Raw genomic sequence first — 24,884 nt, forward strand, 5'->3', positions numbered from 1 at the left:
GAGAATCTGATTCAGTTCGGGTCGTGATGACGACGCCCGAGCCGCTGCCCGCCGACCTCGCCGAAGCGCACGCGATGATCCTCGCCGAGCGCGCGGCCCGGTGTGCTGCCGAGGCCGAAGCGGCGATCGCGAAACAGACGAAGCGGGTTCTCGACCTGGAAATCGAGCGGCTGAAGCTGGAGATCGCCCGGCTGCGCCGGCAACGGTTCGGCACGTCGTCCGAGCGCAGCGCCCGGCTGGAGCAGCTGGAGCTGGCGCTGACCGAGCTGCAGGAGACCGTCGCCCAGGCCGACGCCGCGGTCGAACTGCGGGCGGCGGAGCGCAGCCCGACCCCGGCGCGCAGCGCCGCGACGCCACGCAAGCCGGCACGCCGGCGGTTGCCGGAACACTTGCCGCGCACCCGCGTCGTGTATCCCGCGCCGGCGACGTGTCCCTGCAGCCGCTGACCGCGGCGATCGAGGCGCATGTCCGCGCCGCCGCCCGCATCCACGCCGACGAGACGCCGGTGCCGGTGCTGGCGAAGGGCAAGACGAAGGAAGGCCGGCTGTGGACCGTCGTCCGCGACGACCGGCCGTTCGGCGGTCCCCACCTGGACGGAACAGGCCCGCCGGCCGCCGTCTTCTTTTATTCGCCCGACCGCAGCGGCGTGCACGCCGAACGCTTCCTCGCGGGCTGGATCGGCATCATGCAGGCGGACGCCTTCTCCGGCTTCGGCCGGCTGTACAAGAGCGATCGCCGGCCTGGCCCGATCACCGAGGCCGGCTGTTGGGCACATGGCCGCCGCGGCTTCTTTGAGCTGGCGGAGCTGCAGCAGGGGCCGATCGCCATCGAGGCGGTCAAGCGGATCGACGCGCTGTTCGCGATCGAGCGCGAGATCAACGGCGCCTCGGCCGAGCAGCGTCTGGCCGTCCGCAACCAGCGATCCCGCCCGCTGATCCTCGACCTCGAAGCCTGGCTGCGCGACCAGTACGCGAGGCTGTCGGCGAAGTCGAAGACGGCAAAAGCCATCGACTACCTGCTGAAGCGCTGGACCGCCTTCACCTGCTTCCTCGACGACGGCAGGGTTTGCCTCTCGAACAACGCCGCGGAACGCGCTACGCGGTATCGCCGTAGGAAGACGCAACTGGACCTTCGCCGGCTCGGACGAGGGCGGTCGTCGCGCGGCGGCGGCGATGTACACCCTGATCGAGACGGCGAAGTTGAACGGCATCGATCCCCGCGCCTGGTTGGCCTCCGTCCTCGCCCGCCTTCCCGGCCACCCCACCAGCCGCATCCACGAGCTGCTGCCCTGGAACTGGCAGGCACCAGAGCCAATCAGCACCGCCGCATAGCCGCTCACAACTGCGCCGGTCCGGCAACCCACTCCAGCCGCGGCCCTCGCCGGATGGGTACGGACGGGATTGAGGAAAGCCCGTTCAAGCCGGAGACGATCCCTGGCTGATCCGCCTCTATCGAGCGGACGAACGCTACCAACGTTTGGCGGCCTCGACCCGCCGTGGCTACGACCAGTGCCTCGGCGTCATTGAGAACTGGTCCGCTCGGGCCGGGCATCCTCCGGTGAAAAGTCGTCGCCGGACAATCGTTCCGGGCCTTTTACCGCTCCATGGCTGACCCCCCCGCCCAGGCCAACGCTGTCATGCGGGTCCTGCGGGTTCTCCTGAACTCGCCGTGGACGAAGGGTTCCTCGACGAAAATCCGGCGAAGAAGCCGGGCATGAGATCGCGTCCGCCACGCCAGGGGATCTGGAGCAACGCGCAGATCGCGGCGTTCGTCGCCGCGGCACGCAAGGCGGAGCGCCCGTCGATGGCGCTAGCGGTGCTGCTGGGAGCCTAAGCAGCGATCCGTAGGTTTGCACACGTTTTGGATTGGCGTTCGTGGTTGAGGTCAGTGACGGCAGCATGGATGGCGTGGTCGAGATTGTCGAGGTCTCGGAAGCTCTTCTGGGCGAGGAAACGCCGCTTCAGGTCACGCCAAGCATGTTCGATGTCGTTCAACTCGGGGCGTACCTCGGCAGCCATTCGACGCACAGCCATGGCCGCGCGGCGAGGGCGGCACGCGACGCCTTGCTGGTATGAATGGGGACCGTTGTCGATGACGAGCACGACCGGCTTCGTCGGTCGGCCGGGGCGCGGGCCATGGAGCTCGTCGAGCCGCGTCAGCAGAGCGATGAAATCGCTGCTTCGCTTGCTCCGGCTGGTCTCGACGACCAGCGTGCCGGCCGCGAAGTCGAGCGCGCCGATCATCGCCACCTTGCGCGCCTGGCCGGGCGCTGCGACGCGCAGGTCGGCGCCGCGCCCGGCCCACACATGCGCGAGATAAGGATGGGTGAGCGCCTCGGACTCGTCTTCGAACAGCAGCACGAGGTCGCCGGCCTGGGCCTGCTGCTTCAGCAGACGAAGCCGCAGGCCGGAGCGATCGACGGCCTGGGCGTCCTGCCGCCCCTTCAGCGTGTGCCGGGGTCGCCGCCAGCGAAAGCCCCTTTTTGCGCATCACCACGCTCAGCCGCGACTTGGAAATCCGCTCGCCGGTGCGCCGCTCGATCTCGTTCTGCAACCGCGGCAGCGTCCAGTTCCGCCGATCGGCAACCTCGTCCGTCAGCACTGCCGAGACCACCGCCAGCGCCGCCCGCGCCTTCACCGGCTCCGGCCCCGGTGCCTTGCGGGCGCGCAGGCCCGCCACCCCCTCGCGACCGAACGTCCAGCGCCAATGGCGCACGCTGTTCGGCTCGACCGAAAACGCTTCGGCAATCCGAGCGCTCGACCAACCCTGCAGCGACAACAAAATCGACCGCGCCCGATCCGCTTACGCCCGATCCGGCGAACCGGCCAGCGCACGCAACTCCTCGCACTGCTCCGCCGTCGCCACTACCCGAGGACGACCCGCCATGACAACACCAAAATCCAGTGATCCCTCCACCAGAGCCTGCCATATGTGGATCGCCCAAGGGAATCCTGCTTAGCTCGGCCAGCGGGAAGGCGACATCCTCCGCCTGACCTGGGGCGCAGTACGACGGCACGACGATCACGCTGCGCCAGAGCAAGACCGGGGTGTTGCTACCGGTTCCGGTTGCCTCACAGCTGAAGGCTGCCCTCGATGAGGCGCTGGCGCAGCTGCGCAAACACGATGGGGAGAATGCGGACGGTCGTGCGGCCAACGTCGTCGCGATGCCGAAGGCGAAGCGGGCGACGGCTCGGCCGGCACCACGCCAGACCGCACCCACGGTTCGGCGGACGGAAGCGATCTGGTCCAGTTCGAGGGCGCCGTGCGGCAGTCGCCGGTGATCCTGATCTCGGAAAGCACTTCACGCGCGTACAAGGCGGATCACTTCCGCCACGAGTTCCGGCGCATCGCCAAGGCGGCCGGAATCGGGCTGCAGTTCCTCGATCTCAGACGGTCGGCGGTCGTTCATCTGGCGGAAGCCGATTGCACGATTCCGCAGATTTCCGCGATCACCGGTCACCAGCTTGACCGAACCACTCGGATTCTCGAGACCTATCTCCCACGGACCGCGCCGATGGCGAAGGCGGCGATCCACAAACTTGTGTTGTACAGGAAGCGAACAAAGTTGGAATTTTAGCCGAAATTCCAACTCCGAAACCGGAATGGCTGCTGTAAGTGCTTGAAACTGGTGGGCGCACAAGGACTCGAACCTTGGACCCGCTGATTAAGAGTCAGCTGCTCTACCAACTGAGCTATGCGCCCGCGCCCTTATTATCAGGCACTTAGCGTAAGGATGCCGGGAGGCTTCTCGATTGCGCTGTCGGCAGTACTCATCCGCCACCGCCGCGACATTTCCGAGCCCGGGTAACCCTCGCCGCCGCCAACGTAGCAAGTCGCTTTCTGCGTGTACAGTGCCGAACCATCGAAATAGGGAAATGACCGGGGCGTCGGTGCAGAAATAGCGGATGGCGGCGCGTTGGATGGGAAGGTGCTGATTTTCTGACGTTCTCAGGCGACGCAGGCGGAACCGGCGTGACGAGACCGGTCATCCGGTTGAGGATCGCACAGGCATCTCCGAATCTCGACCTTCTGGCCGGGCGGGCTCCGGGTGCGCAGGCTCCTTCCAATCGAGGCCTGATAGCAAACCGTCGCTGCTTGGATCAGCGATGGGCAACCATAGCCGGCCGCCCGCTGCCATCCGAGGCGGCCCCGTCCGGCAATGACCAATTTGTGCGTCAATGCCCGTTCGAGGGCATCTCGGCGAGTTCGAATCGTCGCGCCCCGGGGCCCTGCGCTGACCGCGAGGCTCATGAGTATTTCCGGGGTTGGCGCGATCGGCGCGACGGTCGTGCAAGCGTTCAGTCAGCCAAAAACTGCTTGCATCAAAGGAAGGGGCATCCACGCACCCGGCGCGGATCATCTCGCCCGATTATTCCGCCATTGTTCCAGCACGAACCGCACGTTCGCGCTCCAAATGCATGAAAGCCCCCAAAGGGGCCTCTCAACAATGCGTTGATTTTACGAGGAAATGATGGTGGGCGCGGCTGGGATTGAACCAGCGACCCCTGCGATGTCAACGCAGTGCTCTCCCGCTGAGCTACGCACCCTCACGGCATCGTCGCGAAGGGGGATGTCATAATCGCAACTGGGCGCATTGACAAGTTCAACGAGTGTTTCGATCGAACATTATACGGCAGGACAAGAAGGCATGCCGGTGAGCAAGCGAGCAAATCGATCGAAGCGGCGATGCCGCAGTTAAGGACAGCGCGCGAATGCGTCTTGTTGCCGTCGGTGGCGAAGTCTACCATCGGGGTCCGTTATGTCACGCGGGCCGGGCCAACGAGCCGCGCGGGCAGGGAAAGGGCAATTCGGATGAAGGATTTTTCACTCGGCGAGGCCGGCCTTACCGGCTACCGCACCCTTGACGGCGAACATCATGTCCAGATCGACCTGCTTTCTGCGTTTTCCCGCGTCGCATCGGGCGCACAGGAAGGTGGCGACCTCGACGAGATTTTCGATCGCTTGGTCGAGTACACCAAGGTGCATTTCGCCTCGGAGCAGATGTTGATGCGCCTTTACCAGTACCCACGCTTTGACGAGCACGTCGTTGATCATGAGCGCACGATCGAGCGCCTGGAAGACCTGCGCCAGGCACTGGCGCGCGCCGATGAGACTCAGGCGCGCGCCGTCGCGGCAGATCTTAAGGAATGGATCATCGCGCACATTTGCAGTGCTGACCTGATGCTCGGACAGTATCTCGTCCGGCTTGGCGTCGGCCCCGGCTGAACCCGACCCCGCCTCATTTCCTGGGGCGTAGCGCCGGCCGACAACGGTTGCATCGAGTCTCTCCTGGCAATGGGCAAGGGGTTGCTGCATCATCAAGGTAATGATCGTCATAAGCGAGGCGCGGTTGGGCGCCGGCAAGGCGAGGGGAGTCGTCAGATGAGCGAAAGCACCGGTGAATCCACGCCACTCGTGCGCGAAGCGGTGGGGGTGTTCCATCGCTGGCAGGATCTACAGAGCGCCGTCGATGCGCTGCTGAACCGCGGCTTCGATCGCTCCGAGCTCAGTCTGCTGGCGAGCGAGGAGACGGTTCACCAGAAATTGGGGCACGTCTACCGACGCGTCGAGGAACTCGAGGACGACCCGGCAGTGCCTCGCGTTTGCTTCGTCGGCCGGGATTCACTGACCGAGGGCAAGGCGTCGACGATCGGCGCGCTCGGCTATGTCGGTGCCGTTGCCGCGGTCGGCGCCGTCGTTGCCTCAGGAGGCACGCTCGCCTGGACGATTCTTGCGGCGATCGCCGCGGGTGGAAGCGGCGCCATGCTTGGTGGCATTTTTGCCCGAACGCTCGGCCGCCATCGAGCTGGAGATATCGAGGCGCAGCTCAATAAGGGCGGCCTACTGCTCTGGGTACGGACCCGAGACGCCGAACAAGAGGCCAAGGCCACCTCCATCCTCGCCGGCAACAACGCGACAGATGTTCACATGCATGTTCTCCCGGACCATCCTGCCCCGGAAAACAATCCCTTGGGCGGTTTCCAGCCGGACCCGTTTTTGCCGCAGGCGCGAATTTAGCGGCTCAGCGCGGGCCTTTTGCTGTCTCGACGGTCTCGGCGCGCGTCGCCAGCAGCGCATCGCAAACCTCGCGCACAGCGCCAAAGCCGCCGGGCAGCGCGGTGACGATCTCGGCGAGGCGCAACGCGTGGGGATGCGCGTCTGACGGCGCGATGGCGATGCCGGCTGCGGCCATGCATTCCGCGTCGTTGACGTCATTGCCGACATAAGCGACCGCGTCGAGCGTGATTCCCTGGTCATCGACGAGCCGGCGGAGTTCGGCAAGCTTGTTGTCGATGCCCTGCAAATAGGGAATCTTGAGCTTTTTGCAGCGCGCCCCGACAACAGGGTTGACCTCTTTCGAGATTACCGCGACCGGCAGGCCGCTCCGCTTTAACATCTCGAGGCCCATGCCGTCGCCGCGGTTGCACAAGACGGCCTCACGCCCGTCTTCAAAGACCAGAACGCGGTTGTCCGTCATCACGCCGTCGAAATCGAGCACCAGCAGGCGGACGTCGCGCAGGCGTGCCCGGGCGCGGGCGGCGGTCGAAGCGCGGTACAGCACCTCTATACTGGGCCATTCGGTGTCGTCCTCAAGGCGAAGGGCCGCGAGCGCCGAGGTTGGCCAAAGGACGACGCGACCGCCCGGCAGTTCTCCCGTCCGTTCGAATACGCCGACGCGCACAGCGACGAGGGCGCCGGTTTCGACGTAGTGCCGTTCGCTTTCGCTCTGATCGTCCGGCCGGGCTATGCCGTCTCCACCTTGTGACCACAAGGCTGCGGCGAGCGGCCGGACCGCAAGCAGCGAGTCAGCGCCGCAGCGCCAGAGTTCGTCGATCGCGGCGTCGATGACGTCGCCGGTGAGCATCGGAAAGGCGGGATCGAGGATCGTCGCGAGCAATGGCGCAAACCGTTCGCGCGCTCCCAGCCCGTCGATTGCGGCGCGCAGCATGTCCGCGGGAGTCTCGCGCGATGGGGGCGCGATGACGTCGACGCCGGCGTCTTCGGCAAGACGGACGAGTTCGGCATCGGATGTTACGATCGCAACGCGGGTGATCTTGCGGGCGGCGATGGCCTGTTCGATCGCATGTAACGCGAGCGGTCGGCCGGCGAAGTCGCGGCGCGCGGCGGAACGGACCGCGGGAAATACGGCGAGGACGTCCATGGTGGTCTCCGCGAAGCAAGACGAGGGTTGGAGGCGAGGACGATACGGCAGACGCGAGAGCGCCACCGTTTACGACCGGGTTTCTGCCTCGTCAATTCGCACGTGCCGTAAGGACGGTCACACGGCGCTTGCGATGCGGCGATCGCTTGAAATCTGCAGCCGGCGGCGACGATCAGCAGCCGAGATAGTGCAGGGCAATCTGTCGGTCCAAGACGCCTCGGCGGTGCTCGAAAAGGTAGATTCCCTGCCACGCGCCGAGCACCAACTTGCCGGCAGCGACGGGGATCGACAGTTGCACGGCGGTCAGCGCGCTGCGAATGTGTGCGGGCATGTCATCATCGCCTTCCATCGTATGACGATAAAGTGCCCGATCTTCGCCGACGAGGCGGCGGAAGAACGATTGAAGGTCACGAAGGACGTCCGGGTCGGCGTTTTCCTGGACGATCAGCGACGCGCTCGTATGGCGGCAGAAGAGCGTCAGCAGGCCGTTCGTCGCCCGCTGATGGGCGAGCCAGGCGAGAGTCTCGCGGGTGATGTCGTAAAGGCCTTGCCCTTCGCTATGGATCTTCAACGCACCCGATGCCTGTCGCAGGCTGACGTCCGTCACTTCGCCGTTACGGATCCGCGTGTCGTCCGCCATCGCCGCACTACCTTTCGCCTTCGTGCCTATCCCCGCGCCATTGGGGTAAGGATAACCACGCAACCATTCTCGTTTGTATCCCGCCACTACCGAGCGCGCCTGTCAAGCGATATGCAACGGGAACGAGTGCGCCTGCGTCGGCGTGCGCGCAAAGTTGCAGGCGTCGTCTCGTCGGATGCTCTGTTGATCTGAAACATCAGGCGAACAGGGAGGGGTGAAGAACCGTTATCGTTGCTATCCGGCGACGGGCGCCGGTCGTGCGCTCTGTTTGCACCACCGCGGTGCGGTTGACGCTGTTCACCGAGGCTTCGGGCCGGTGGGCCGAACGAGAGCGATAAACGCGAGCATGGCGCCGACGGCGCCAGCCGTAATCACCGCCGCCATCGATAGCGCCGAGGCGTGAGGTAGAGCGCCGACAGCAAAGCTGGCGGCGGCGGCGATGAGCATCTGGACGAAGCCCAGCAGCGCCGATGCCGCGCCGGCGATGCGCGGGAAAGGTGCCATCGCGGCGGCAATTCCGGAGGGCAGGACAACTCCGAGGCCGGCGGTAAACACCGCCATCGGTGCGACGACGGCAACGACGGAGAGCGGCGCAAAAGCAGCGAGGGCACTCATCGCAGCGGCACCGACGAGGCAGACGGTGGTGCCAAGCAGCACAAGGCGCGGCAGTGCGAGGGATCGGGCAAGGCGGCCGGCGATGAGGGATCCGGTGAAATATCCGGCGACGGTGAAGATTGCCAGCATGCCGTAATGCTCGGGTGACAGGCCCAGCAGGCCGATGAAGACGAATGGCCCGCCGGCAGCAAAGGCCATGAGTCCGGAGAAGATGCAGGCGACGATCAGCGTATAGCCGAGATAGTGGCGATCGCGGATTAGCACCGCGCAGGTGACGAGAATATCGAGGACGGTGTCGGCGCCGTCCTCCCCGGTTGCGCCGCGCGGCCGGGTCTCGGCAAGCAGCCACCAGGTTGCCGCGAAGATGATGACGCCGATGACGGCAAGGAAAACGAAGGCGGCACGCCATCCAAACCAAATCTGCAGGTAGCCGCCGATGATTGGCGCCACGGCAGGAGAGACCGCCAGCGCGGCGCCGATGTAGGCCATGGCCGACGCTGTGCGGGTGGGGCCGTAAATGTCGCGAACGATCGCTCGGCCGAGAACAGGGCCGACGCATGCTGCCATCCCCTGCAAGACACGGCCGACGATGAGCCAGCGTATGTCCGTCGCCAGCCAGCAGACCATGGACGACGCGGCATAAAGGCCGAGGCCGGCGAAAAGAGTCGGCCGGCGCCCGCAGCGATCGGAGAGCGGACCGAAGACCATCTGGCAGGCTGCGAAGCCCAGCAAAAAGCCGGTGAGCGTGAGATTGACCCGGTCGGGGGTCGTCGCCAGCGCTTCAACGATCGCTGGCATCGATGGAATATAGATCGAGGTGGAGATCTGACCGAGGGCAACGAGCGCCGTCAGCAGCGCTCCGACGATGAGCGATTCGGGATCGACGGTGGGGCGCATGCCGTGGCTTACCGTTGTGACAGTGCGGCGGGAGCGAGCAGGTGGCGAACACGGGGCAGATCCGGACCGCGGTGGTGATGACGGACAGCCTGCTCGACCACACGGTCGGCCTGGGTGACGCGAGCGTGTTGGCGCAGGTGGTCCAGCCACGACGGCACGATGAAGGCCTCGACCCAGGTTCCCGGCCGCGCTGCATCCTCGAAGATGCCCCAACGAGAGGCACCATCGCGACGGCGCACGTGCCCGAGCCGGGTTATTGCTGCGAGGAAAGCCGTAACAGTCTCTGCGTCGACCTCGTATTCGATGGTGACCAGGACGGGTCCGCGGTCATGATCGACCTCGGCGACGACGACGGGTTCCGGCCAGTGAGCGGAGGTTGCCTGGCCCTCGACGTTGCCTTCATGAAGCGGAAAACGCCGGCCGAGCAGCAGGCTGGCGGCGGCTCCGAGCGCGGCGAGGCCAAGTGCGACAGACGATCCGAAGGCCGAGGCGACAGCACCCCAAACGGCGCTACCGGCGGCCATGCTGCCGGAGAAGGCAACGATGTTCAATGCCAGCGTGCGGGCCCGTACCCAGGCAGGCACAGCGGTCTGCGCGGCAATCTGGAACGAGGACATCATCGCCAGCCACGCGGCGCCGGTGAGCAGCATGCAGGGGATAATCAGCCACAAACTGGTGGCGAGGCCGATAATCGCAGTCATTGCTGCGTACAACAGGCTCGCTGCCGCCACCAGGGTATTGGCCGACATCCGGCGTCGCGCGCGCGGCAGCACCAGCGCGCCCGCGATCGCGCCAATACCAACGGCACCCAGCAGCGCGCCGTAAAGTGTGGCGTTGCCGTGCAGGTCGTGGCGGGCGACCACCGGAAGCAGTGCCCACGTGGCACTGGCGAAAGCGAAAAAGGCAACGCAACGGACGAGCACGGCCTGGACCGCCGGTGCCTCGCGAACGTACCGCCAGCCGGCACGCATGGCGGCAGAGAAATTCTCCGGCGGCAGTTCGGAGGTCACGACGGTTTGCCGCCACAGGACGAGTGTTGCGATTACCCCACAAAAAGAGAGGGCGTTGAGCACGTACGCCCAGGCGGAACCGATCCCGGCGACGACGAAGCCTCCCAGCGCCGGGCCGACGGCACGCGCGATATTCATGCCGAGGCTGCCGAGCGCGACCGCTGCCGCGAGTTCGCCCGGCCCCACAAGCTCGGGCACTGTCGCCGACCACGCCGGCATGGTCAGTGCCGCGCCGATGCCGAGGCAAAACGTCAGCATCAGCAGATGGACAGGATTTAGTAGTTCGAGAGCCGCCAGTGCCGCCAGGGCCAGCGCCGAAAGCGCCATCCACGACTGTGCCGCGATCAATAGACGACGCCGGTCGACGATGTCGGCGAGAACGCCTGCGGGGATGGCCAGCAGGCAGATCGGCAGCGTTGTCGCCACCTGTACGAGCGAGACCAGCAGCGGCGAAGATGCCATTTCCGTCATCATCCAGGCGGACGCGGTATCGTTCACCCAGGTTCCGACGTTCGAGGCGACGGTGGCGATCCACAGCGCGCGAAACACCCGATTCCCGAGCGGCGCCCAGGCCCCCTGCCGATCGGCGAGGCCAGGGGTGACGTCCGTGGTGAACCCCGTGGCGGAAGCAGCGGCGGACGCGGAAGGCGAAGGCGAGCGGGAATCGGCCATGCGCACTATTAGGTCCTCCCGCCTCCACCACACAAGATGCCGCCGCGGGGCAGGAGGGCCCACGGACGCGGCCCGCTTGCTTGCCGCGACCGTTGGGCCAGCCTATAAGTCCTCGTCCCGCCCACGGATTTGTTCTGGCGGTGTTCAATGTCGACTCGGAAGACAGGCTTCGCATGACCTTTGCCATCGCCTATCCGGTCATCGATCCGATCCTGGTGCAAATCGGGCCGTTCGCCATCCGCTGGTACGCTTTGGCCTATCTCGTCGGCCTGCTGCTCGGCTGGCAATTCGCCCGCTGGCGGGCCGGGCAGTCACCGCACCTGGTCGAGAAGGAAGCGGTCGACGATTTTCTGACCTGGGCGACGCTTGGCGTGGTGTTGGGCGGACGGCTTGGCTACGTGTTGTTCTACAAGCCGAGCTACTATTTTGAGCACCCGCTCGCCGCTTTGCAGGTCTGGCACGGCGGGATGTCGTTCCACGGCGGGTTGCTCGGCGTGATCGTCGCCGGCGTAAGCTTCTGCGCGATCCGCCATATCCGCACTCTCGCCTTCGCCGACCTGATCTTCTGCGCGGCGCCGATCGGGCTTTTCCTTGGACGTCTCGCCAACTTCATCAATGGCGAGCTGGTCGGCCGGCCCGGCGACGTCCCCTGGGCGATGGTCTTTCCCGGCTACGGCCCGGAGCCGCGCCATCCGAGCCAGCTCTACGAGGCCGGGCTCGAGGGGCTGTTACTCTTCACCATCCTCTTCGTGCTCTCGCGGTTTGCCGCGGTCCGCGAGCGGCCAGGGGTGCTGACCGGCGCCTTTCTTGTCGGCTACGGTTTGTTCCGCTCGTTCGGCGAGCTGTTCCGCGAACCTGATTCCTTCCTTGGCTTTATCGCACCAGGACTGACCATGGGCCAGGTTCTCTCGCTGCCGATGGCGATGATCGGCGCCGGCTTCGTCATTTGGGCGTTGCGCCGCCCACGGGTCTGTGGGTGAGCCCGCTCGGCGAGCGGCTGCGCGCGCAGATTGCCCGGACCGGCCCGATCGGCGTTGACACCTTCTTCGCCTCGGCGATGGGGGACGCTGAGCACGGCTATTACGCGACCCGCAATCCGCTCGGCCGTGGCGGTGATTTTATTACCGCACCCGAGATCAGCCAGGTGTTCGGCGAGTTGATCGGTGCGTGGTGCGTCGCCGTCTGGCGCGCGCTGGGCGCTCCCGACCCCATCCGCCTCGTCGAGCTCGGCCCGGGGCACGGCACCCTGCTCGCCGATCTGTGGCGCGGCACTGCGGCAGTGGCCCCCGAGTTTATCGCCGCGGTGCGCCTTCACCTCGTTGAGATCAGTGCGCCGCTGCGCGCCTGTCAGCAGGATGCCCTCTCCACACTCGTCCCACAAGGTGCGGTCGTCTGGCACGAATCGCTGAGCGAGGTTCCGGATGGCCCGCTACTGCTGGTCGCCAACGAATTTTTTGACGCGCTGCCGATCCGCCAGTTCGTCGCCGAGGGCGGCGTCTGGCGCGAGCGGCGGGTTGGCCTTTCGGCGGATGGCAAGGAGCTTGCCTTTGTAACCGGCTCCGAGGGTGACCTCGGCGAAGATTTCGCGCCCTTCGAAGGTGAAATCGTCGAGCGCTGTCCGGCGGGGGAAGCGCTCGCTGCGGAGATCGCCGGGCGCATCGCCCACTGCGGCGGTTGCGCGCTGATCATCGATTACGGCCACACGCGCAGCGCTACCGGCGAGACCTTGCAGGCGGCGAGCGGCCATCGGCGCGCCGATCCGCTCATGAGGCCGGGGGAGGCCGATCTCTCGCACCACGTCGATTTCACCCGCCTGCGTATCGCCGCCCAAGAGGCTGGCGCCGTGGTGTCCGGCCCGATCGCCCAGGGTCTCTTCCTTGGCCGCCTCGGTATCGCCGAGCGCGGCGAGGCGCTGGCTGGAGCCGCTGCCACGCCTGCAGTCGGCGAGGCGGTGCGCGGCGCCGTTCGCCGGCTGGTTCACCCCGGGCGGATGGGCGTGCTATTCAAAGCGATGGCCATCGCCCATCCCGCCTCTCCGGACGTTCCGGGGTTCGCTGCCGCGATGCAGGCTGGTCGCTAGCGCTTTTAAGGATCGCAGCGCACGGACTCGATGAGCTCGCCGCGCCGTTCGGCACGCAGCGCGAAATCGAACAGGTCGCGCTGCAGGCAGAGCAACGGGTCGGCCGGCGGCAGGTAGGCCTTGTCGTTGCGCAGAAACTTGGCGGTGGTCTCATGGGCGAGGATTGCCTCAAGGGCGCCGAGCGGATCGAACGGCCGGCCACCGAGCAGGCTTTCGAGGTAATCGCCGCATGCTTCGTCCTCCGGCGCCTTGGCGCGGCTGCGGATGCCCATGGCGACGAGCGAGACCACCTGCGGCTGGCGCTTTTGGATGAGCGCAGCGGTCGCCCGCGCGGTCATAAACGAGCCGAGCAGCACCTCATTGCAGCGGGGGAGTGCGGTGATCGCGCCGGTCACTCCCGAGGTAGTGCGGTGTACGATCGTGCGCCCGGCGAACTGCGCCGGGCCGGCGGCGAGGATCAGCGACGGCGAGTTGGTCAGATCGAAGCCGTCAATCGGCACCTCGTTGACCTCGCCGACCAGCACTGCTTCGGGATCGTGTTGCTTGAACGCGAGGCAGGCCTCCGGATCGCCTTCGAGAACGATCCGCTTCGCTCCGAGGTAATAGAGCAGCGGCTCGCACGAGAAGGCGCGAAAGACGTCGATGATCACCGCCAGTCCCCGGGCGGCCTCGGCTCCCTCGGCGAGGGACAGCCTCAGAATTTCCATGCCTTGCCTCCATGGTGCGCGGGCTGCAATCATGGCGGAAGCTACGCCGCCAAACGAGGTCGGATGTGACCGTCGGTGGTGATATGAGGTGATGCGGGGCAGGAGACGGAAGCGGTGATGCAAGCGTTGCCAAGATACCCGGCTCTTTATCAGGTCAATACCCGGGTGTGGCTGGGCGAGCTTGGCCGCGCCCTCGGCCGGCCGGCCAATCTCGATGATATTCCGGATGCGATTCTCGATGGCTGGGCCGAGCGCGGCTTCGATTGGATCTGGATGCTCAGCGTCTGGACGGTCGGTGCGGCGAGCCGGCAGGTCTCCCGCAAGCGAGAGGACTGGCTGAACGATTTTCGCCGAACCCTTCCCGATCTGACCCAAAACGATATCGGCGGGTCCGGCTTCGCCATCGCCGCCTACGATGTCGCGGCCGCGCTCGGCGGCGATGCGGCGCTGGCGCGGCTGCGCGCCCGCCTCGCCGAGCGCGGCCTCAGGCTGATGCTCGACTTCGTGCCCAATCACGTCGCTCTTGATCATCCGTGGCGCGATCAACACCCCGACTGGCTGATCCGCGGCAGCGGAACCGAACTCGCCATTGCGCCCGCTAACTGGGTGCGGATCGAAACCGCTCAGGGGCCGGCGATCTTCGCCCACGGCCGCGATCCCTATTTTCCCGGCTGGCCGGACACGCTGCAGCTCAACTACGCTGATGCGGGCCTGCAGGCGGCGATGGCCGAAGAACTCGCGCGGATCGCCCGACGCTGCGACGGCGTGCGCTGCGATATGGCGATGCTCGTGCTCCCCGAGGTGTTCCAGCGCACCTGGCAGCGCGATATCGCGCCGTTCTGGCCCGGCGCAATCGCCACCGCCCGGGCAATGAATCCCGCCTTCCGGCTGGCCGCCGAGGTCTATTGGGACCTCGAATGGGAGCTTTTGGAGCAGGGCTTCGATTACGCCTACGACAAGCGGCTCTACGACCGGCTGCGCGGGGGCGATACCAGCGGAGCGCGGGCGCACCTTTCCGCTGGGCTCGATTACCAGGCGCGGATGGTACGCTTTCTCGAAAACCACGACGAGGCCCGCGCCGCAGCGGCGTTCAACCCCCGGGAACGGCACGAGGCGGCGGCACTCGTCACCTTTTTTGCGCCGGGCTTGCGCTTTTTTCAGGAAGGCGAGTTCGATGGCCGGCGGGTGCATGTCTCGCCCCACCTCGTCCGCCGGCCTGACGAGCCGGTGGATGGACCGCTCGCCGCCTTCTACGTGTGCCTGCTCACCGTCCTGAAAGATCCGCTGGTGCGAGATGGCAACTGGCAGGCACTCGCGCCGCGCGCGGCCTGGGAGGGCAACGGGAGCTGGCTGGACTTTATCGGCCACGCTTGGCAGGACGATCGCGGCAAGAAGCTGGTCGTCGTCGTCAACTTCGCGCCGCACGCCGGGCAGTGTTATCTGCCGCTGACCATCGAAGGGATCAGCGGACGGACGGTGGTGCTGCGCGACCGGCTCGGCGGAATTTCTTACGAGCGCGATGGCAGCACACTGATTGCGCCCGGGCTTTACCTCGACTTGCCCGCCTGGGGTGTTCACGCCTTTGCCGTTGAGGCCGGCTGACTTATCGCCGGCCTCCGGCAGAGTGTGAGTGCCAGGAGCGCTCAGACTGCTTCGCCGACCTTGGCGGGCAAAGGTTCGAGAGCGACTTCGACCGCCTCCTCGGCCCGCTCGATCCAGTGGAAGGTCAGGCGGTCGCGGGCGTCGGCGGGAATCTCCTCGAAGTCCCGGCGGTTGCGAGCCGGCAGCATCACCTCGGTGATGCCGGCGCGGGCAGCGGCGATCACCTTCTCCTTGATGCCGCCGACCGGCAGGACGAGGCCGCGCAGGCTGATCTCGCCGGTCATCGCCAGGTTGCTGCGGCAGGTTCTGCCGGTGAGCAGCGAGGACAGGGCGATGAACATCGCGACGCCGGCGCTGGGGCCGTCCTTGGGGATGGCGCCGGCGGGAACGTGGATGTGAATATCGCTCTTCTCGAACAGATCCTCAGGGATGCCGAGCGCACCCGCCCGCGTTTTGACCAGGCTGAGTGCCGCCTGGGCGCTTTCCTTCATCACCTCGCCGAGCTGGCCGGTGAGGATCAGCCGGTTGCTGCCGGGCATGCGCGTCGCTTCGATGAACAGGATATCGCCGCCGGCAGGCGTCCAGGCGAGGCCGGTGGCGACGCCGGGAACGCTGGTACGCATGGCAACCTCGCTCTCGAACCGCACCGGCCCTAAGATCGCTTCCAGGTCCTCGCTATCGATAATCTCCTTGGCGCCGGCGGTGCCATCGGCGACCGCCATTGCCACGTGACGGAACACCGTGCCGATCTGGCGTTCGAGATTACGGCAGCCGGCCTCGCGGGTGTAATCGCGGATGATCGCCCGCAGCGCCGGCTCGGTGATCCCACAGCGCGCGCGGGAGAGGCCGTTGGTGTCGAGCTGGCGGTCAACGAGGTAGCGGGTGGCGATCTGCAGCTTTTCCTCCTCGGTGTAGCCCGGCAGCTCGATCACCTCCATGCGGTCGCGTAGCGGCCCCGGGATGGTATCGAGCATGTTGGCGGTGCCGATGAACAGCACTTCGGAGAGATCGAACGGCACGCTGAGGTAGGCGTCGCGGAACGTCGAATTCTGCTCGGGGTCGAGCACCTCGAGCAGCGCCGCCGAGGGATCGCCCTGGATGCCGGTGCCGAGTTTGTCCATCTCGTCGAGCATCATCACCGGGTTGCGGGAGCCGGCACGGCGCAGTGCCTGGATGATGTTGCCGGGTAGCGCACCGATGTAGGTCCGGCGATGGCCGCGGATCTCCGATTCGTCGTGCACACCGCCGAGGCTGAGGCGGACGAACTTACGGCCGGTGGCGCGGGCGATGCTTTGGCCGAGCGAAGTTTTGCCGACGCCGGGCGCACCGACGAAGCACAGGATCGGGCCGTGGCCCTCGGGCTTGAGCTTACGCACCGCGAGGAACTCGAGGATGCGCCGCTTGATCCTTTCAAGACCATAGTGGTCGTGATCGAGGATCTGGCGCGCTTCGGTGATATCGATCGTCTGCGGATCGACGACCGACCACGGCACCTCGATCAACCAGTCGAGATAGGTGCGCGCAACCGAATATTCGGCCGCTCCCTCGGGCATTCGCTCCAGGCGCTTGAGCTCGCCGCGCGCCGCCTTCTCCGCTTCCTCGGGCATCTTCGCCCGGGCGATCGCCTCGCCGAGTTCCTTGATCTCCTCGGAGCGGTCGTCAGTCTCGCCGAGCTGCTTTTGGATGGTCTTGAGCTGCTCGCGCAACAGGTACTCGCGTTGATGCTCGCCGACCTTCTCCTGAGTCTGCTCGTTGATTTCCTGCGAGATGCGCAGGACGGCAAGTCGGTGGCCGAGCAGCGTCATTATCTTGTCGAGACGCGGCTTGAGCGCGACGGTCTCGAGAATGTCCTGCTTTTCCTCCGGCTTGAGGTCGAGATAGCTGGCGACGACGTCGGCGAGCAGCGATGGCTGGTCGATGTTCTGAACACCCGTAACGAGATCGGGAGGCGCCTGTGGCAGGAGTTGCAGGGCTTCGGAGGCCATCTGCTTCAGTCGATGAACGCGAGCCTCGATTTCCTCGTCAATCGTCTCCGGCTCGTCGATCGGTTGAGCGCGGACGCAGACGAAAGGGTAGCCCTCGAGATATTCGAGGATGCGAAAGCGCTTCTGCCCCTGACAGACGAGGTGGTGCGCACCGTTCGGACCGGTCAGGTAGCGCAGAATCACCGCGGCGGTGCCGATGCGTGGAAGGGAGGCGGTTGCCATGGCGTCTTCGCCCGGATCGCGCTGCAGGAGGATGCCAATTGGTCGCTCACGGCGCACGGCCTCCTGCGCGGCGGCGATCGATTTCTGCCGGCCGAGATTAATCGGCAGGACGATGCCGGGGAACAGCACGACATTGTGCACCGGCACGATCAGCAGGGCGTCGTCGGGCAGTTCGGGCTGGGATGAGTCGTCCGCGGTGGTCGCAGCGGGCTCGGTCAAGGACCGATTGTCGGTCTCGGTGGAAACGGTGTTCTTATCCCGGCGGGCATCGGTGGAAACGAGGTCGGCGGAGGAAGTATCGGCAGAAGGACTATCAGCGATCATGGGCTGTTTCCCGGGCGTCGATTATAGCTTGCGCAGGCAAAGATGAAGACAGCCGTCGACGAGATCGCGCCGCAGGATTTCCAGGCGACGGGCGGGCAGATCGATAACCCGCTCGAGACGGCCATGGGGAATTTCCATGCGGACGACTTCGGCGTTCCGACAAGCCGTCGGTACCGGACGCAGGCCGACGATCACTACCCGGTTGTGGTCGAGCATCACGGTTACCTGATCTGCGGGCACCCCGGGAAGCGCGGCGAAAATCCAGATCCGGTCCGAAGTTTCGTAAACATCGATCGGCGGTTCCCACGCCGGCTGCAGCGTGGAGGAGCCTCCCAATTGAAAGAACTGGCGATGCAGGCGTTCGGCCTGCTCCAGCATCCTGCAGGCATCCGCCCACATCCAATGGTCGGGTTGGCGCGGCATGGGTCCTCGTTCCCCCTTGGTTACCTCCTGCCTTAGATGGGCCGGCAGACGAGCGATGTCAGCAGTGGGCGCGCCGCCGGTGGTCTTGCAACACCAGTTCGCCTAAGAATATTGGCGCGGGTACGACAACGGACGGGAACGAGGAACAAAACGCATGCGCTACAAGTTGGACGGGGTGGGCATTGAAACGGATGGTGATGATTGGTGGGTCGCGCCCAGCGCCGTCGTCATCGGCAAGGTGAAGTTGGAACGAAACGCCAGTGTCTGGTGGGGCGCGGTGGTGCGCGGCGACAACGAACTCATTACCATCGGGGAAAATTCGAACGTGCAGGACGGCTGCGTGCTGCATACGGACCCGGGATATCCGCTCACCATCGGCCGCAACGTCACGGTCGGTCATCTGGTAATGATGCATGGCTGCACCATTGGTGACGGCAGCCTGATCGGTATCGGCAGCGTTATCCTCAACGGCACCAGAATCGGCCGCAACTGCCTGATTGGCGCGAAAACGCTGATCGGCGAGGGCAAGGACATTCCCGACGGCTCGGTGGTGATGGGCGCACCCGGCAAGGTTGTGCGCACTCTTACGCCCGAGCAGATCACCCGCATGCAGGAAGGTGCCGCCAAGTACGTCTCGAACTGGCAGCGCTACAAGCGGGGCCTGCAGGTCCAGGATTAACGCGTAACCAACTCAGGCGGCGTTGGCCTCGTCGAGCTTTTCGATCCAAGGCTTCATTTTCACGTCCTCCTCGAGGACGTGCGGGATCAGCCAGTCGGCAATCAGATTATAGAACGTAACCACGGTGAAACCGGATGGATCGTCACGAAAGCGCCGCTTCAATTCGGCGGCGCGCATCACCATGTCCCGGTGAATGCGACAGTGCGCCTTGTAGCCGGGATACGCGGCAAGGCGCATCAGCATTTCCTCGCGTCGGAAATGCTCGCGCGTGTAGTCAAGGACGTCCTCGACCGCGCTGGCGATTACTGGCCGGTCATCTCCGGAGACGTCGAGAAAATGCAGCCGATTGAGGGAGTAGACGAGGCGCTGGTGATCGGCGTCGACGGCTGGCACACCGAGGCGGAGACTATCGCGCCACTGCAGCAAGGCCATCGTCGTTCCTCTCATTTCCGCTACCACGACAGCGCGCCGCGTCGCTCGATCACGCACACCAATTGCGCAAGCGACATCAGAGCACATTCAATCTTTGGAATACAGTGCGCAGACCTTGATGCTGCGTTGCGCAATGCGCGCGTTGCGCCTAAAGCACACTCGACGACGCTACTTGCGAACATGCGGATCGCGCACGCCGGATCGCACGCGGGCAGACCTGGGTCGCACAAGGGCAGACGCCGCGGCGGACCCGCTGACCGATGGGGCCGGAACGGCGCTCGTCAGGCGGCCTGTGCCTCGGGAAGATGGGCGACGAACGGCCTGAGCTTGACGTCTTCTTGAAGCACATGAAGGAGTAGCCAGTCGGCGACGCCGCCGCAGAAGGTATGCAGCCGCCGCAAGTGCAGTTGCTTGCGGAAGCTCGCTTCCATGTCGCCGGCGCGCTTGGCCATCTGCCGGTGAATGTCGCTATGCGCGGCAAGGCCGGGATAGTTCGCCATCCGCATTAGCGCCTCTTCACGGCGAAAATGCTCGATTTCCGCGTGCACGAGCGCGCTCATCGCCTCGACGATTACCGCCGGGTTGTCGGCGAGCACGACGCTCACGTGCAGCTGGTTGAGCGCGTCGATGAGTTGCCGGTGGTCCTTGTCGATCGCTGGAACGCCGACACTCAGATTCTCACGCCAATGTAACAGTGCCATCCTGGATGTTCCTCACCTGCGTCGCCGGCCGATTCGCCGATCGCGTTTTCGATTTTTTCGTGCGCCGCCAGGGCAATGACCAATCTGGAATCGCGATGTGCGGCCTTATATAATTTGTTTGGTTCAAGGTGCCTTTTCGTCAGCGCCAAACTTCAGGCGGCCTGGGCGTCCGCGAGATGGGCAATCCACGGCTTGAGTTGCATGTCCGCGCCGAGAACGTGATCGACCAGCCAGTCGGCCATCAGATCATATAAGTCATGGACGCGGACGGCCTGCGGGTCGGTATGGAAGAGGGCGACAATCTCAGCGACCTTCGCGGTGAACTGCTGGTGCGCCCGCCGATGTCCGGCGAGGCCTGGATAGCCCCCCAGTTCCATGAGCTGCTCCTCGCGACGGAAGTGCGTTTGCGTATAGAGCAGGAGTTCGCTGAGCGCGTCGCCGATCGCCTGCGGGTCGTCGCCGGCAAGGTCGAGAAACCGTACACGGTTGAGAAGCTCGAACAGCCGCTTATGATCATTATCGACCCGGGGAACATCGAGCGATAGGCTGTCTCGCCAGCGAAGCAGTGTCATGGATTGTTCCCTCGTTTTGATCCCGTTCGGTCAGCCGTTGCTGACTCTTTTGCAATTGCACCATTATTGTAAGCACATGCAAAAACAAATGAACAGTGTGAATTCAGCAACGGAGCGTTGCGCGAGGCGCGAGGACAGGAGGTCATCTTGATGCGCCAATCCTCAGTGCCGTCGATGTTGAGCGCCGATTCACTGTCCGGCAGTCCGGCAATTCGCCACGGTTTCTTCACCCGCGAGGGCGGTATCAGCGACGGGCCATACGCATCGCTGAACTGCGGCCTCGGCTCGGCCGACGATCCGGATCGGGTCCGAGAGAATCGCCGCCGCGCCATGCGCGGCCTTGGCGCCGCGGACGACGCGCTGATCACCGCCTACCAGGTGCATTCGCCCTATGCCGCGGTCGTCGAAGCTCCCTGGCCGGCCGACGCCCGCCCGCAACTCGACGCCCTGGTGACACGCACCCCGGGGCTGGCGCTGGGCATTCTCACCGCCGACTGCGCACCGGTGCTGCTCGCCGATCCCGACACCAAGGTGATCGGTGCCGCCCACGCCGGCTGGCGGGGGGCCAAGGGCGGGGTGCTCGCGGCGACAATCGAAGCAATGCTCGGCTGCGGAGCGCGCCTGAGCTCGATTCGGGCCGTCGTCGGCCCGTGCATCCGCCAGGACTCCTACGAGGTCGGCGCCGAGTTTCGCGATGCCTTCCTCGCCGATGATCCCGGCGCCGATACGTTCTTCCGCCCGGGCGTTCCGCCCCATGAGGACCCGCAGCGCTACCGGTTCGATCTCGCCCGGTTCGTTGCCCGCAAGCTCGGAGCGCTCGGCGTGCGTACACTCGAGATCCTGCCCCACGATACCTTCGCCGACGACCGCTTCTTCAGCTACCGCCGCGTCACCCTCGCCGGCGGCAATGACTATGGCCGCATGCTCTCGGCGATCACGCTGCTGCCGTGACCGGGGCGGGCGGCGATCCAGGCGGAGCGCAACATCGATGCCACACCTCATCCTGCTGATGGCCTTCGTGCTGGTGGCGCTGGTGGCGATGTGCATGTTCGCAGGCTGAGTCGCCGCCAATGCCGCATCGAGCTTCCGTCTCGGCTTCTTCATCATCGTCTCCGTCTACCACGACGGAGCCGACCTCGCTCCAATCAAGCCACTGGTCCCAAATTCGGGGTCCACTTCAGTCCATCGGGCGCATGTTCGGCAGGCTCAAGGACTGGCCCGCATCGCCACCCGCTACGATCGTTGCGCCCACACCTTCATGAGTGCCATCTGCATCGCCGTATCCGTCATCTTCTGGTTATGAGCCCTGAGCCTAAGCAACTAACGTCTGACTTACGGCGAGAGCCGATTGACATTTTTCGGAAGCTGATCCCAAACATCGGTGCGAGCGCTTAACTGTTTGGGATGCTGCAAAGCCGGCATGGACCCCACAACCTTGACCGATCTTTTGCTGGCCAATGAACCGATGATCCGTCTCACCTTTTTCCTCGGGGTATTGGCGGCGATGGCGATATGGGAAAATGCGATGCCGCGCCGGCGCCGGCAATTTCCTCGCGCGATCCGTTGGACGAACAATCTTGGCATCGTCGTTGTCGATACGATTGCATTGCGCCTCGTTGTTCCGGTTCTTGCTGTCGGACTAGCACTTGTGGCGAAGGAGCGCGGCTGGGGGCTTTTGAATGTCGTGGGTATGCCGGCGTGGCTCGGCCTGATCGTCTCAGTTCTCGTACTCGACCTTGCGATCTATCTGCAGCACGTCATGTTCCATGCCGTGCCCGCACTATGGCGACTGCATCGAATGCATCACGCTGACCTGGATTTTGACGTCACCACTGGCCTGCGCTTTCACCCGATTGAAATCCTTTTGTCGATGGGCATCAAGCTCGTCGTCGTCGCGGCGCTCGGGCCACCCGCGATCGCGGTGCTTATCTTCGAAGTGGTGCTCAACGCGACGTCGATGTTCAATCACGGCAACGTACGCATCCCCGCTGGGGTTGACCGGGTGTTGCGTTGGTTCATCGTGACCCCCGACATGCATCGCGTGCATCACTCGATCGATCCGGCCGAGACGAACAGCAATTTCGGTTTCAATCTGCCGTGGTGGGATCGCGTTCTTGGGACCTACCGCGACCACCCGACGGACGGCCACGAGGCCATGACCATCGGCATCGCACAGTTCCGCGACAGGCGCGATCTGTGGTTGGACCGAATGCTGATACAGCCCTTGCGCGGGCCGTCCGCAGGATATGCGATCAACCGCGAGCAGCGTCTCGGCGCGAAACCAAGCAGCGTCGCCGCCGAGACTGTGGCCGTACCCCAAGCGGCTGGGAACGGGGACCCTATGATTAAGCGCTGAACACGGCGGCAATGCGCGCTTGGATGTCTTCCGCGGCAGCACACGGATCGGCGGCGCCATGGATCGGCCGTCCGACGACGATATGATCGGCACCGGCAAGAAACGCTTCTTCGACGTCCATTGTTCGTTTCTGATCATCCGTTGGACGATTGAGCGCGGGGCGTATGCCGGGAACGACGATCAGCAGACGGTCACCGAGTTCCTGACGCAGGCGGGTGGCTTCAAGCCCGGACGAGACGACCCCGTCGCAACCGATGGCGAGGGCCCGCTGCGCGCGGGATAGTACCAGCGATCGGATGTCCGTCTGGAACCCCAACGCCTGCATGTCCGCGTCATCCAGACTGGTCAGTACCGTCACGGCGAGAATGCGTAAATCTTCCTTGACGGCGCAGGCGGCCTCCAAGATGGCATCGTTTCCGTGCACCGTCGCGAAATCGGCGCCACGACACGCCAACTGACGTACGGCGGACCTGACCGTCTGCGGGACGTCAAAGAATTTGAGGTCGACAAACACGCGGTTGCCGCGCTGGCGCAAGGCGGTGATCAGTTCGAAGTAACCGCCGGCCATGAACAGTTCAAGTCCAAGCTTATAGAAACGGACGCGGGGTCCGAGGCGTTCGACAAGTTGCCAGGCGGTTTGCGGGCTTGGAACATCGAGCGCCAGGATCAGACGTTCGTCAGCGGGAATGGGTTTGGTCGAAAGCAGTCCCGAATTGAGCATAGGTGATCCTTGGTTAACTGGTCGACTTGACAAGTGCGCCCCGGGTGCCAGAGCCGAATGTGACCTGGTTCACATATCCTTGGCTGTCCTGACGGGATGATGGCATCGAGCCCTCGGCTGGATGGAGGCATGTTGTAACTTGGGGCATTTAAACGGTTTTGATCGCCGCAAAAAGGGATGATGCAGCGCGATGCAGCGCTTTCAGGTCGATCGGTACGAGGTTCGGACCGAGTTGCGGCGGGTAAACACGAGCGCGGGCATCGAGACCTATGCAGCCAGAACGCTTGTCGTTTTTAGCACACCGGAGCCAAGCGGTGGACTCACGCAAGCCTTGCTCTATTTTTCGACACTCTTTGATCCTTGGTATAATCGCGCAATTGTCGGTCAATTAGAGACAGATAATCACTTTTGCACGCGGGTTTCAGTGTGGCTTCCGATTAGCGAGTTTGAGCCTTATTACGAAATTCTCCTGAACGAGCGGCCTCTATTTTTTTACTACCAAACTGGAGTTGCCTTCGATACTCGCGCGTATCTTGAACAAGTGGCATTGACATCCTGCGATGTCTATGAGGGTTCCTTGCTTACAGTAGGGCCAGCATAGACATTGCGCCCCCAGCGGGATCGCAACACACCCTCATGCCACTTCTCGACGCAATTCGGCCCATCTGCCCCGGTTCTGCCGTGCTCTGCCAGCGACGTCAGTCCGCGCGCTTGAGCATGCCGCCCAGCGGCCGCCCGGCAAAGATGTGGACGTGGAAGTGCAGGACTTCCTGATGAGCGTCAGCGCCGTTATTCGCCAGAATGCGGTAACCTTGATCGACCACGCCGAGGCGGCGCGCAGTCTCACCGACCGCTTTGAAAAAGCCGCCGATGAATTCGCCAGGGGCGTCTCGTGACATATCGTCGAGTGATACGTATGGCCCTTTTGGGATGACCAGGACATGGATCGGCGCGGCTGGGTTGATGTCATGGAACGCCAGCGCGTAGTCGTCTTCGTAGACCGGTTTGCACGGAATTTCTCCGCGCAGGATTCTAGCGAATACGTTGCTGTCGTCGTATACCATCGCGCATTATCCTGTTTCGC

At 64.6% G+C, this 24,884-nt stretch carries 23 protein-coding genes, 2 tRNA genes and 2 pseudogenes; 12 read left to right on the forward strand and 15 right to left on the reverse strand.

Translation table 11 applies throughout. The annotated features are described in order from the left end of the window. The first annotated feature begins 23 nt into the window (after positions 1 to 23). A pseudogene (locus tag IPK66_03020) lies at positions 24 to 1,331 on the forward strand (IS66 family transposase). A 634-nt stretch (positions 1,332 to 1,965) separates the two neighbouring features. Here the strand turns inward: IPK66_03020 and IPK66_03025 are convergent. Beyond that, a complete protein-coding gene (locus tag IPK66_03025) occupies positions 1,966 to 2,778 on the reverse strand; it encodes a hypothetical protein (protein MBK8174274.1) in 813 nt (270 codons plus the stop codon). A 484-nt stretch (positions 2,779 to 3,262) separates the two neighbouring features. Between IPK66_03025 and IPK66_03030 the strand changes: the two genes are divergently transcribed. After that, a complete protein-coding gene (locus IPK66_03030) occupies positions 3,263 to 3,577 on the forward strand; it encodes a hypothetical protein (protein MBK8174275.1) in 315 nt (104 codons plus the stop codon). A gap of 49 nt (positions 3,578 to 3,626) precedes the next feature. On the opposite strand, the gene IPK66_03035 is transcribed toward IPK66_03030, so the two are convergent. Both IPK66_03035 and IPK66_03040 read right to left on the reverse strand, forming a co-directional pair. After that, positions 3,627 to 3,702 (reverse strand) — tRNA-Lys (locus IPK66_03035). A 770-nt stretch (positions 3,703 to 4,472) separates the two neighbouring features. Beyond that, a tRNA-Val gene (locus IPK66_03040) sits at positions 4,473 to 4,547 on the reverse strand. 265 nt (positions 4,548 to 4,812) lie between these two features. Between IPK66_03040 and IPK66_03045 the strand changes: the two genes are divergently transcribed. Continuing rightward, positions 4,813 to 5,226 carry a hemerythrin family protein gene (locus IPK66_03045; protein MBK8174276.1) on the forward strand — a complete coding sequence of 138 codons (414 nt, stop codon included), beginning with the start codon at positions 4,813 to 4,815 and terminating at the stop codon, positions 5,224 to 5,226. A 156-nt stretch (positions 5,227 to 5,382) separates the two neighbouring features. Beyond that, positions 5,383 to 6,018 carry a hypothetical protein gene (locus IPK66_03050; protein ID MBK8174277.1) on the forward strand — a complete coding sequence of 212 codons (636 nt, stop codon included), beginning with the start codon at positions 5,383 to 5,385 and terminating at the stop codon, positions 6,016 to 6,018. Between the two features lie 4 nt (positions 6,019 to 6,022). On the opposite strand, the gene IPK66_03055 is transcribed toward IPK66_03050, so the two are convergent. From IPK66_03055 to IPK66_03070, 4 genes are all read right to left on the reverse strand, one after another. Further along, on the reverse strand, positions 6,023 to 7,162 hold the full coding sequence (locus IPK66_03055) for an HAD hydrolase family protein (protein MBK8174278.1): 1,140 nt from the start codon (positions 7,160 to 7,162) through the stop codon (positions 6,023 to 6,025). Positions 7,163 to 7,334: 172 nt separating this feature from the next. Next, the gene (locus IPK66_03060; protein ID MBK8174279.1) at positions 7,335 to 7,802 is read right to left on the reverse strand and encodes a YjbQ family protein; all 468 of its coding nucleotides are present in this window, start codon (positions 7,800 to 7,802) and stop codon (positions 7,335 to 7,337) included. 297 nt (positions 7,803 to 8,099) lie between these two features. Then, positions 8,100 to 9,314, reverse strand: a complete 1,215-nt coding sequence (locus tag IPK66_03065; GenBank protein MBK8174280.1) for a multidrug effflux MFS transporter — start codon at positions 9,312 to 9,314, stop codon at positions 8,100 to 8,102. Between the two features lie 8 nt (positions 9,315 to 9,322). Beyond that, positions 9,323 to 10,996, reverse strand: coding sequence for an MFS transporter (locus IPK66_03070; GenBank protein ID MBK8174281.1), 1,674 nt, complete (start codon positions 10,994 to 10,996; stop codon positions 9,323 to 9,325). Positions 10,997 to 11,169: 173 nt separating this feature from the next. Between IPK66_03070 and IPK66_03075 the strand changes: the two genes are divergently transcribed. Together IPK66_03075 and IPK66_03080 are read left to right on the forward strand one after the other, a co-directional pair. After that, positions 11,170 to 11,976 (forward strand): prolipoprotein diacylglyceryl transferase, encoded by an 807-nt coding sequence (locus tag IPK66_03075; GenBank protein MBK8174282.1) that lies wholly within the window; start codon positions 11,170 to 11,172, stop codon positions 11,974 to 11,976. Between the two features lie 77 nt (positions 11,977 to 12,053). Continuing rightward, positions 12,054 to 13,076 carry an SAM-dependent methyltransferase gene (locus tag IPK66_03080; protein MBK8174283.1) on the forward strand — a complete coding sequence of 341 codons (1,023 nt, stop codon included), beginning with the start codon at positions 12,054 to 12,056 and terminating at the stop codon, positions 13,074 to 13,076. Positions 13,077 to 13,081: 5 nt separating this feature from the next. On the opposite strand, the gene IPK66_03085 is transcribed toward IPK66_03080, so the two are convergent. Further along, positions 13,082 to 13,783, reverse strand: a complete 702-nt coding sequence (locus tag IPK66_03085) for a 2-phosphosulfolactate phosphatase (GenBank protein MBK8174284.1) — start codon at positions 13,781 to 13,783, stop codon at positions 13,082 to 13,084. Between the two features lie 117 nt (positions 13,784 to 13,900). Here IPK66_03085 and IPK66_03090 point away from each other — a divergent pair, with 117 nt between their 5' ends. Further along, a complete protein-coding gene (locus IPK66_03090; GenBank protein MBK8174285.1) occupies positions 13,901 to 15,385 on the forward strand; it encodes an alpha-amylase in 1,485 nt (494 codons plus the stop codon). A gap of 41 nt (positions 15,386 to 15,426) precedes the next feature. Here the strand turns inward: IPK66_03090 and lon are convergent, their stop codons facing one another. Together lon and IPK66_03100 are read right to left on the reverse strand one after the other, a co-directional pair. Further along, positions 15,427 to 17,916 (reverse strand): endopeptidase La, encoded by a 2,490-nt coding sequence (gene lon, locus IPK66_03095; GenBank protein ID MBK8174286.1) that lies wholly within the window; start codon positions 17,914 to 17,916, stop codon positions 15,427 to 15,429. 21 nt (positions 17,917 to 17,937) lie between these two features. After that, on the reverse strand, positions 17,938 to 18,339 hold the full coding sequence (locus IPK66_03100) for an Hsp20/alpha crystallin family protein (GenBank protein MBK8174287.1): 402 nt from the start codon (positions 18,337 to 18,339) through the stop codon (positions 17,938 to 17,940). A 154-nt stretch (positions 18,340 to 18,493) separates the two neighbouring features. Here IPK66_03100 and IPK66_03105 point away from each other — a divergent pair, with 154 nt between their 5' ends. Then, positions 18,494 to 19,018 (forward strand): gamma carbonic anhydrase family protein, encoded by a 525-nt coding sequence (locus IPK66_03105; protein ID MBK8174288.1) that lies wholly within the window; start codon positions 18,494 to 18,496, stop codon positions 19,016 to 19,018. Positions 19,019 to 19,030: 12 nt separating this feature from the next. Here IPK66_03105 and IPK66_03110 read toward each other — a convergent pair whose 3' ends face one another. The 3 genes from IPK66_03110 to IPK66_03120 form a co-directional block, all read right to left on the reverse strand. Next, complete coding sequence (locus IPK66_03110; protein MBK8174289.1) at positions 19,031 to 19,450, reverse strand: hemerythrin family protein; 420 nt, start codon at positions 19,448 to 19,450, stop codon at positions 19,031 to 19,033. Positions 19,451 to 19,731: 281 nt separating this feature from the next. Next, a complete protein-coding gene (locus tag IPK66_03115; protein MBK8174290.1) occupies positions 19,732 to 20,151 on the reverse strand; it encodes a hemerythrin family protein in 420 nt (139 codons plus the stop codon). 152 nt (positions 20,152 to 20,303) lie between these two features. After that, entirely contained in the window at positions 20,304 to 20,723 is a 420-nt protein-coding gene (locus IPK66_03120; GenBank protein MBK8174291.1) for a hemerythrin family protein, read from the reverse strand. Between the two features lie 174 nt (positions 20,724 to 20,897). Here IPK66_03120 and pgeF point away from each other — a divergent pair, with 174 nt between their 5' ends. The 3 genes and pseudogenes from pgeF to IPK66_03135 all read left to right on the forward strand — a co-directional run bounded on the left by pgeF (position 20,898) and on the right by IPK66_03135 (position 23,079). Beyond that, on the forward strand, positions 20,898 to 21,674 hold the full coding sequence (gene pgeF / locus IPK66_03125) for a peptidoglycan editing factor PgeF (GenBank protein ID MBK8174292.1): 777 nt from the start codon (positions 20,898 to 20,900) through the stop codon (positions 21,672 to 21,674). Between the two features lie 242 nt (positions 21,675 to 21,916). Next, positions 21,917 to 22,026, forward strand: a pseudogene (locus tag IPK66_03130) (IS5/IS1182 family transposase). A gap of 117 nt (positions 22,027 to 22,143) precedes the next feature. Further along, on the forward strand, positions 22,144 to 23,079 hold the full coding sequence (locus IPK66_03135; protein MBK8174293.1) for a sterol desaturase family protein: 936 nt from the start codon (positions 22,144 to 22,146) through the stop codon (positions 23,077 to 23,079). Here the strand turns inward: IPK66_03135 and pyrF are convergent. Continuing rightward, a complete protein-coding gene (pyrF, locus tag IPK66_03140; protein MBK8174294.1) occupies positions 23,069 to 23,800 on the reverse strand; it encodes an orotidine-5'-phosphate decarboxylase in 732 nt (243 codons plus the stop codon). The genes IPK66_03135 and pyrF overlap by 11 nt on opposite strands. A gap of 190 nt (positions 23,801 to 23,990) precedes the next feature. On the opposite strand from pyrF, the gene IPK66_03145 reads away from it, so the two are divergent. Further along, complete coding sequence (locus tag IPK66_03145) at positions 23,991 to 24,401, forward strand: hypothetical protein (GenBank protein MBK8174295.1); 411 nt, start codon at positions 23,991 to 23,993, stop codon at positions 24,399 to 24,401. Positions 24,402 to 24,498: 97 nt separating this feature from the next. Here IPK66_03145 and IPK66_03150 read toward each other — a convergent pair whose 3' ends face one another. Beyond that, positions 24,499 to 24,864, reverse strand: a complete 366-nt coding sequence (locus tag IPK66_03150) for a histidine triad nucleotide-binding protein (protein MBK8174296.1) — start codon at positions 24,862 to 24,864, stop codon at positions 24,499 to 24,501. Positions 24,865 to 24,884 lie beyond the last annotated feature (20 nt).

The organism is Rhodospirillales bacterium (genome assembly GCA_016712595.1).
In the GTDB taxonomy this organism is placed as follows: domain Bacteria; phylum Pseudomonadota; class Alphaproteobacteria; order Rhodospirillales; family Defluviicoccaceae; genus Defluviicoccus.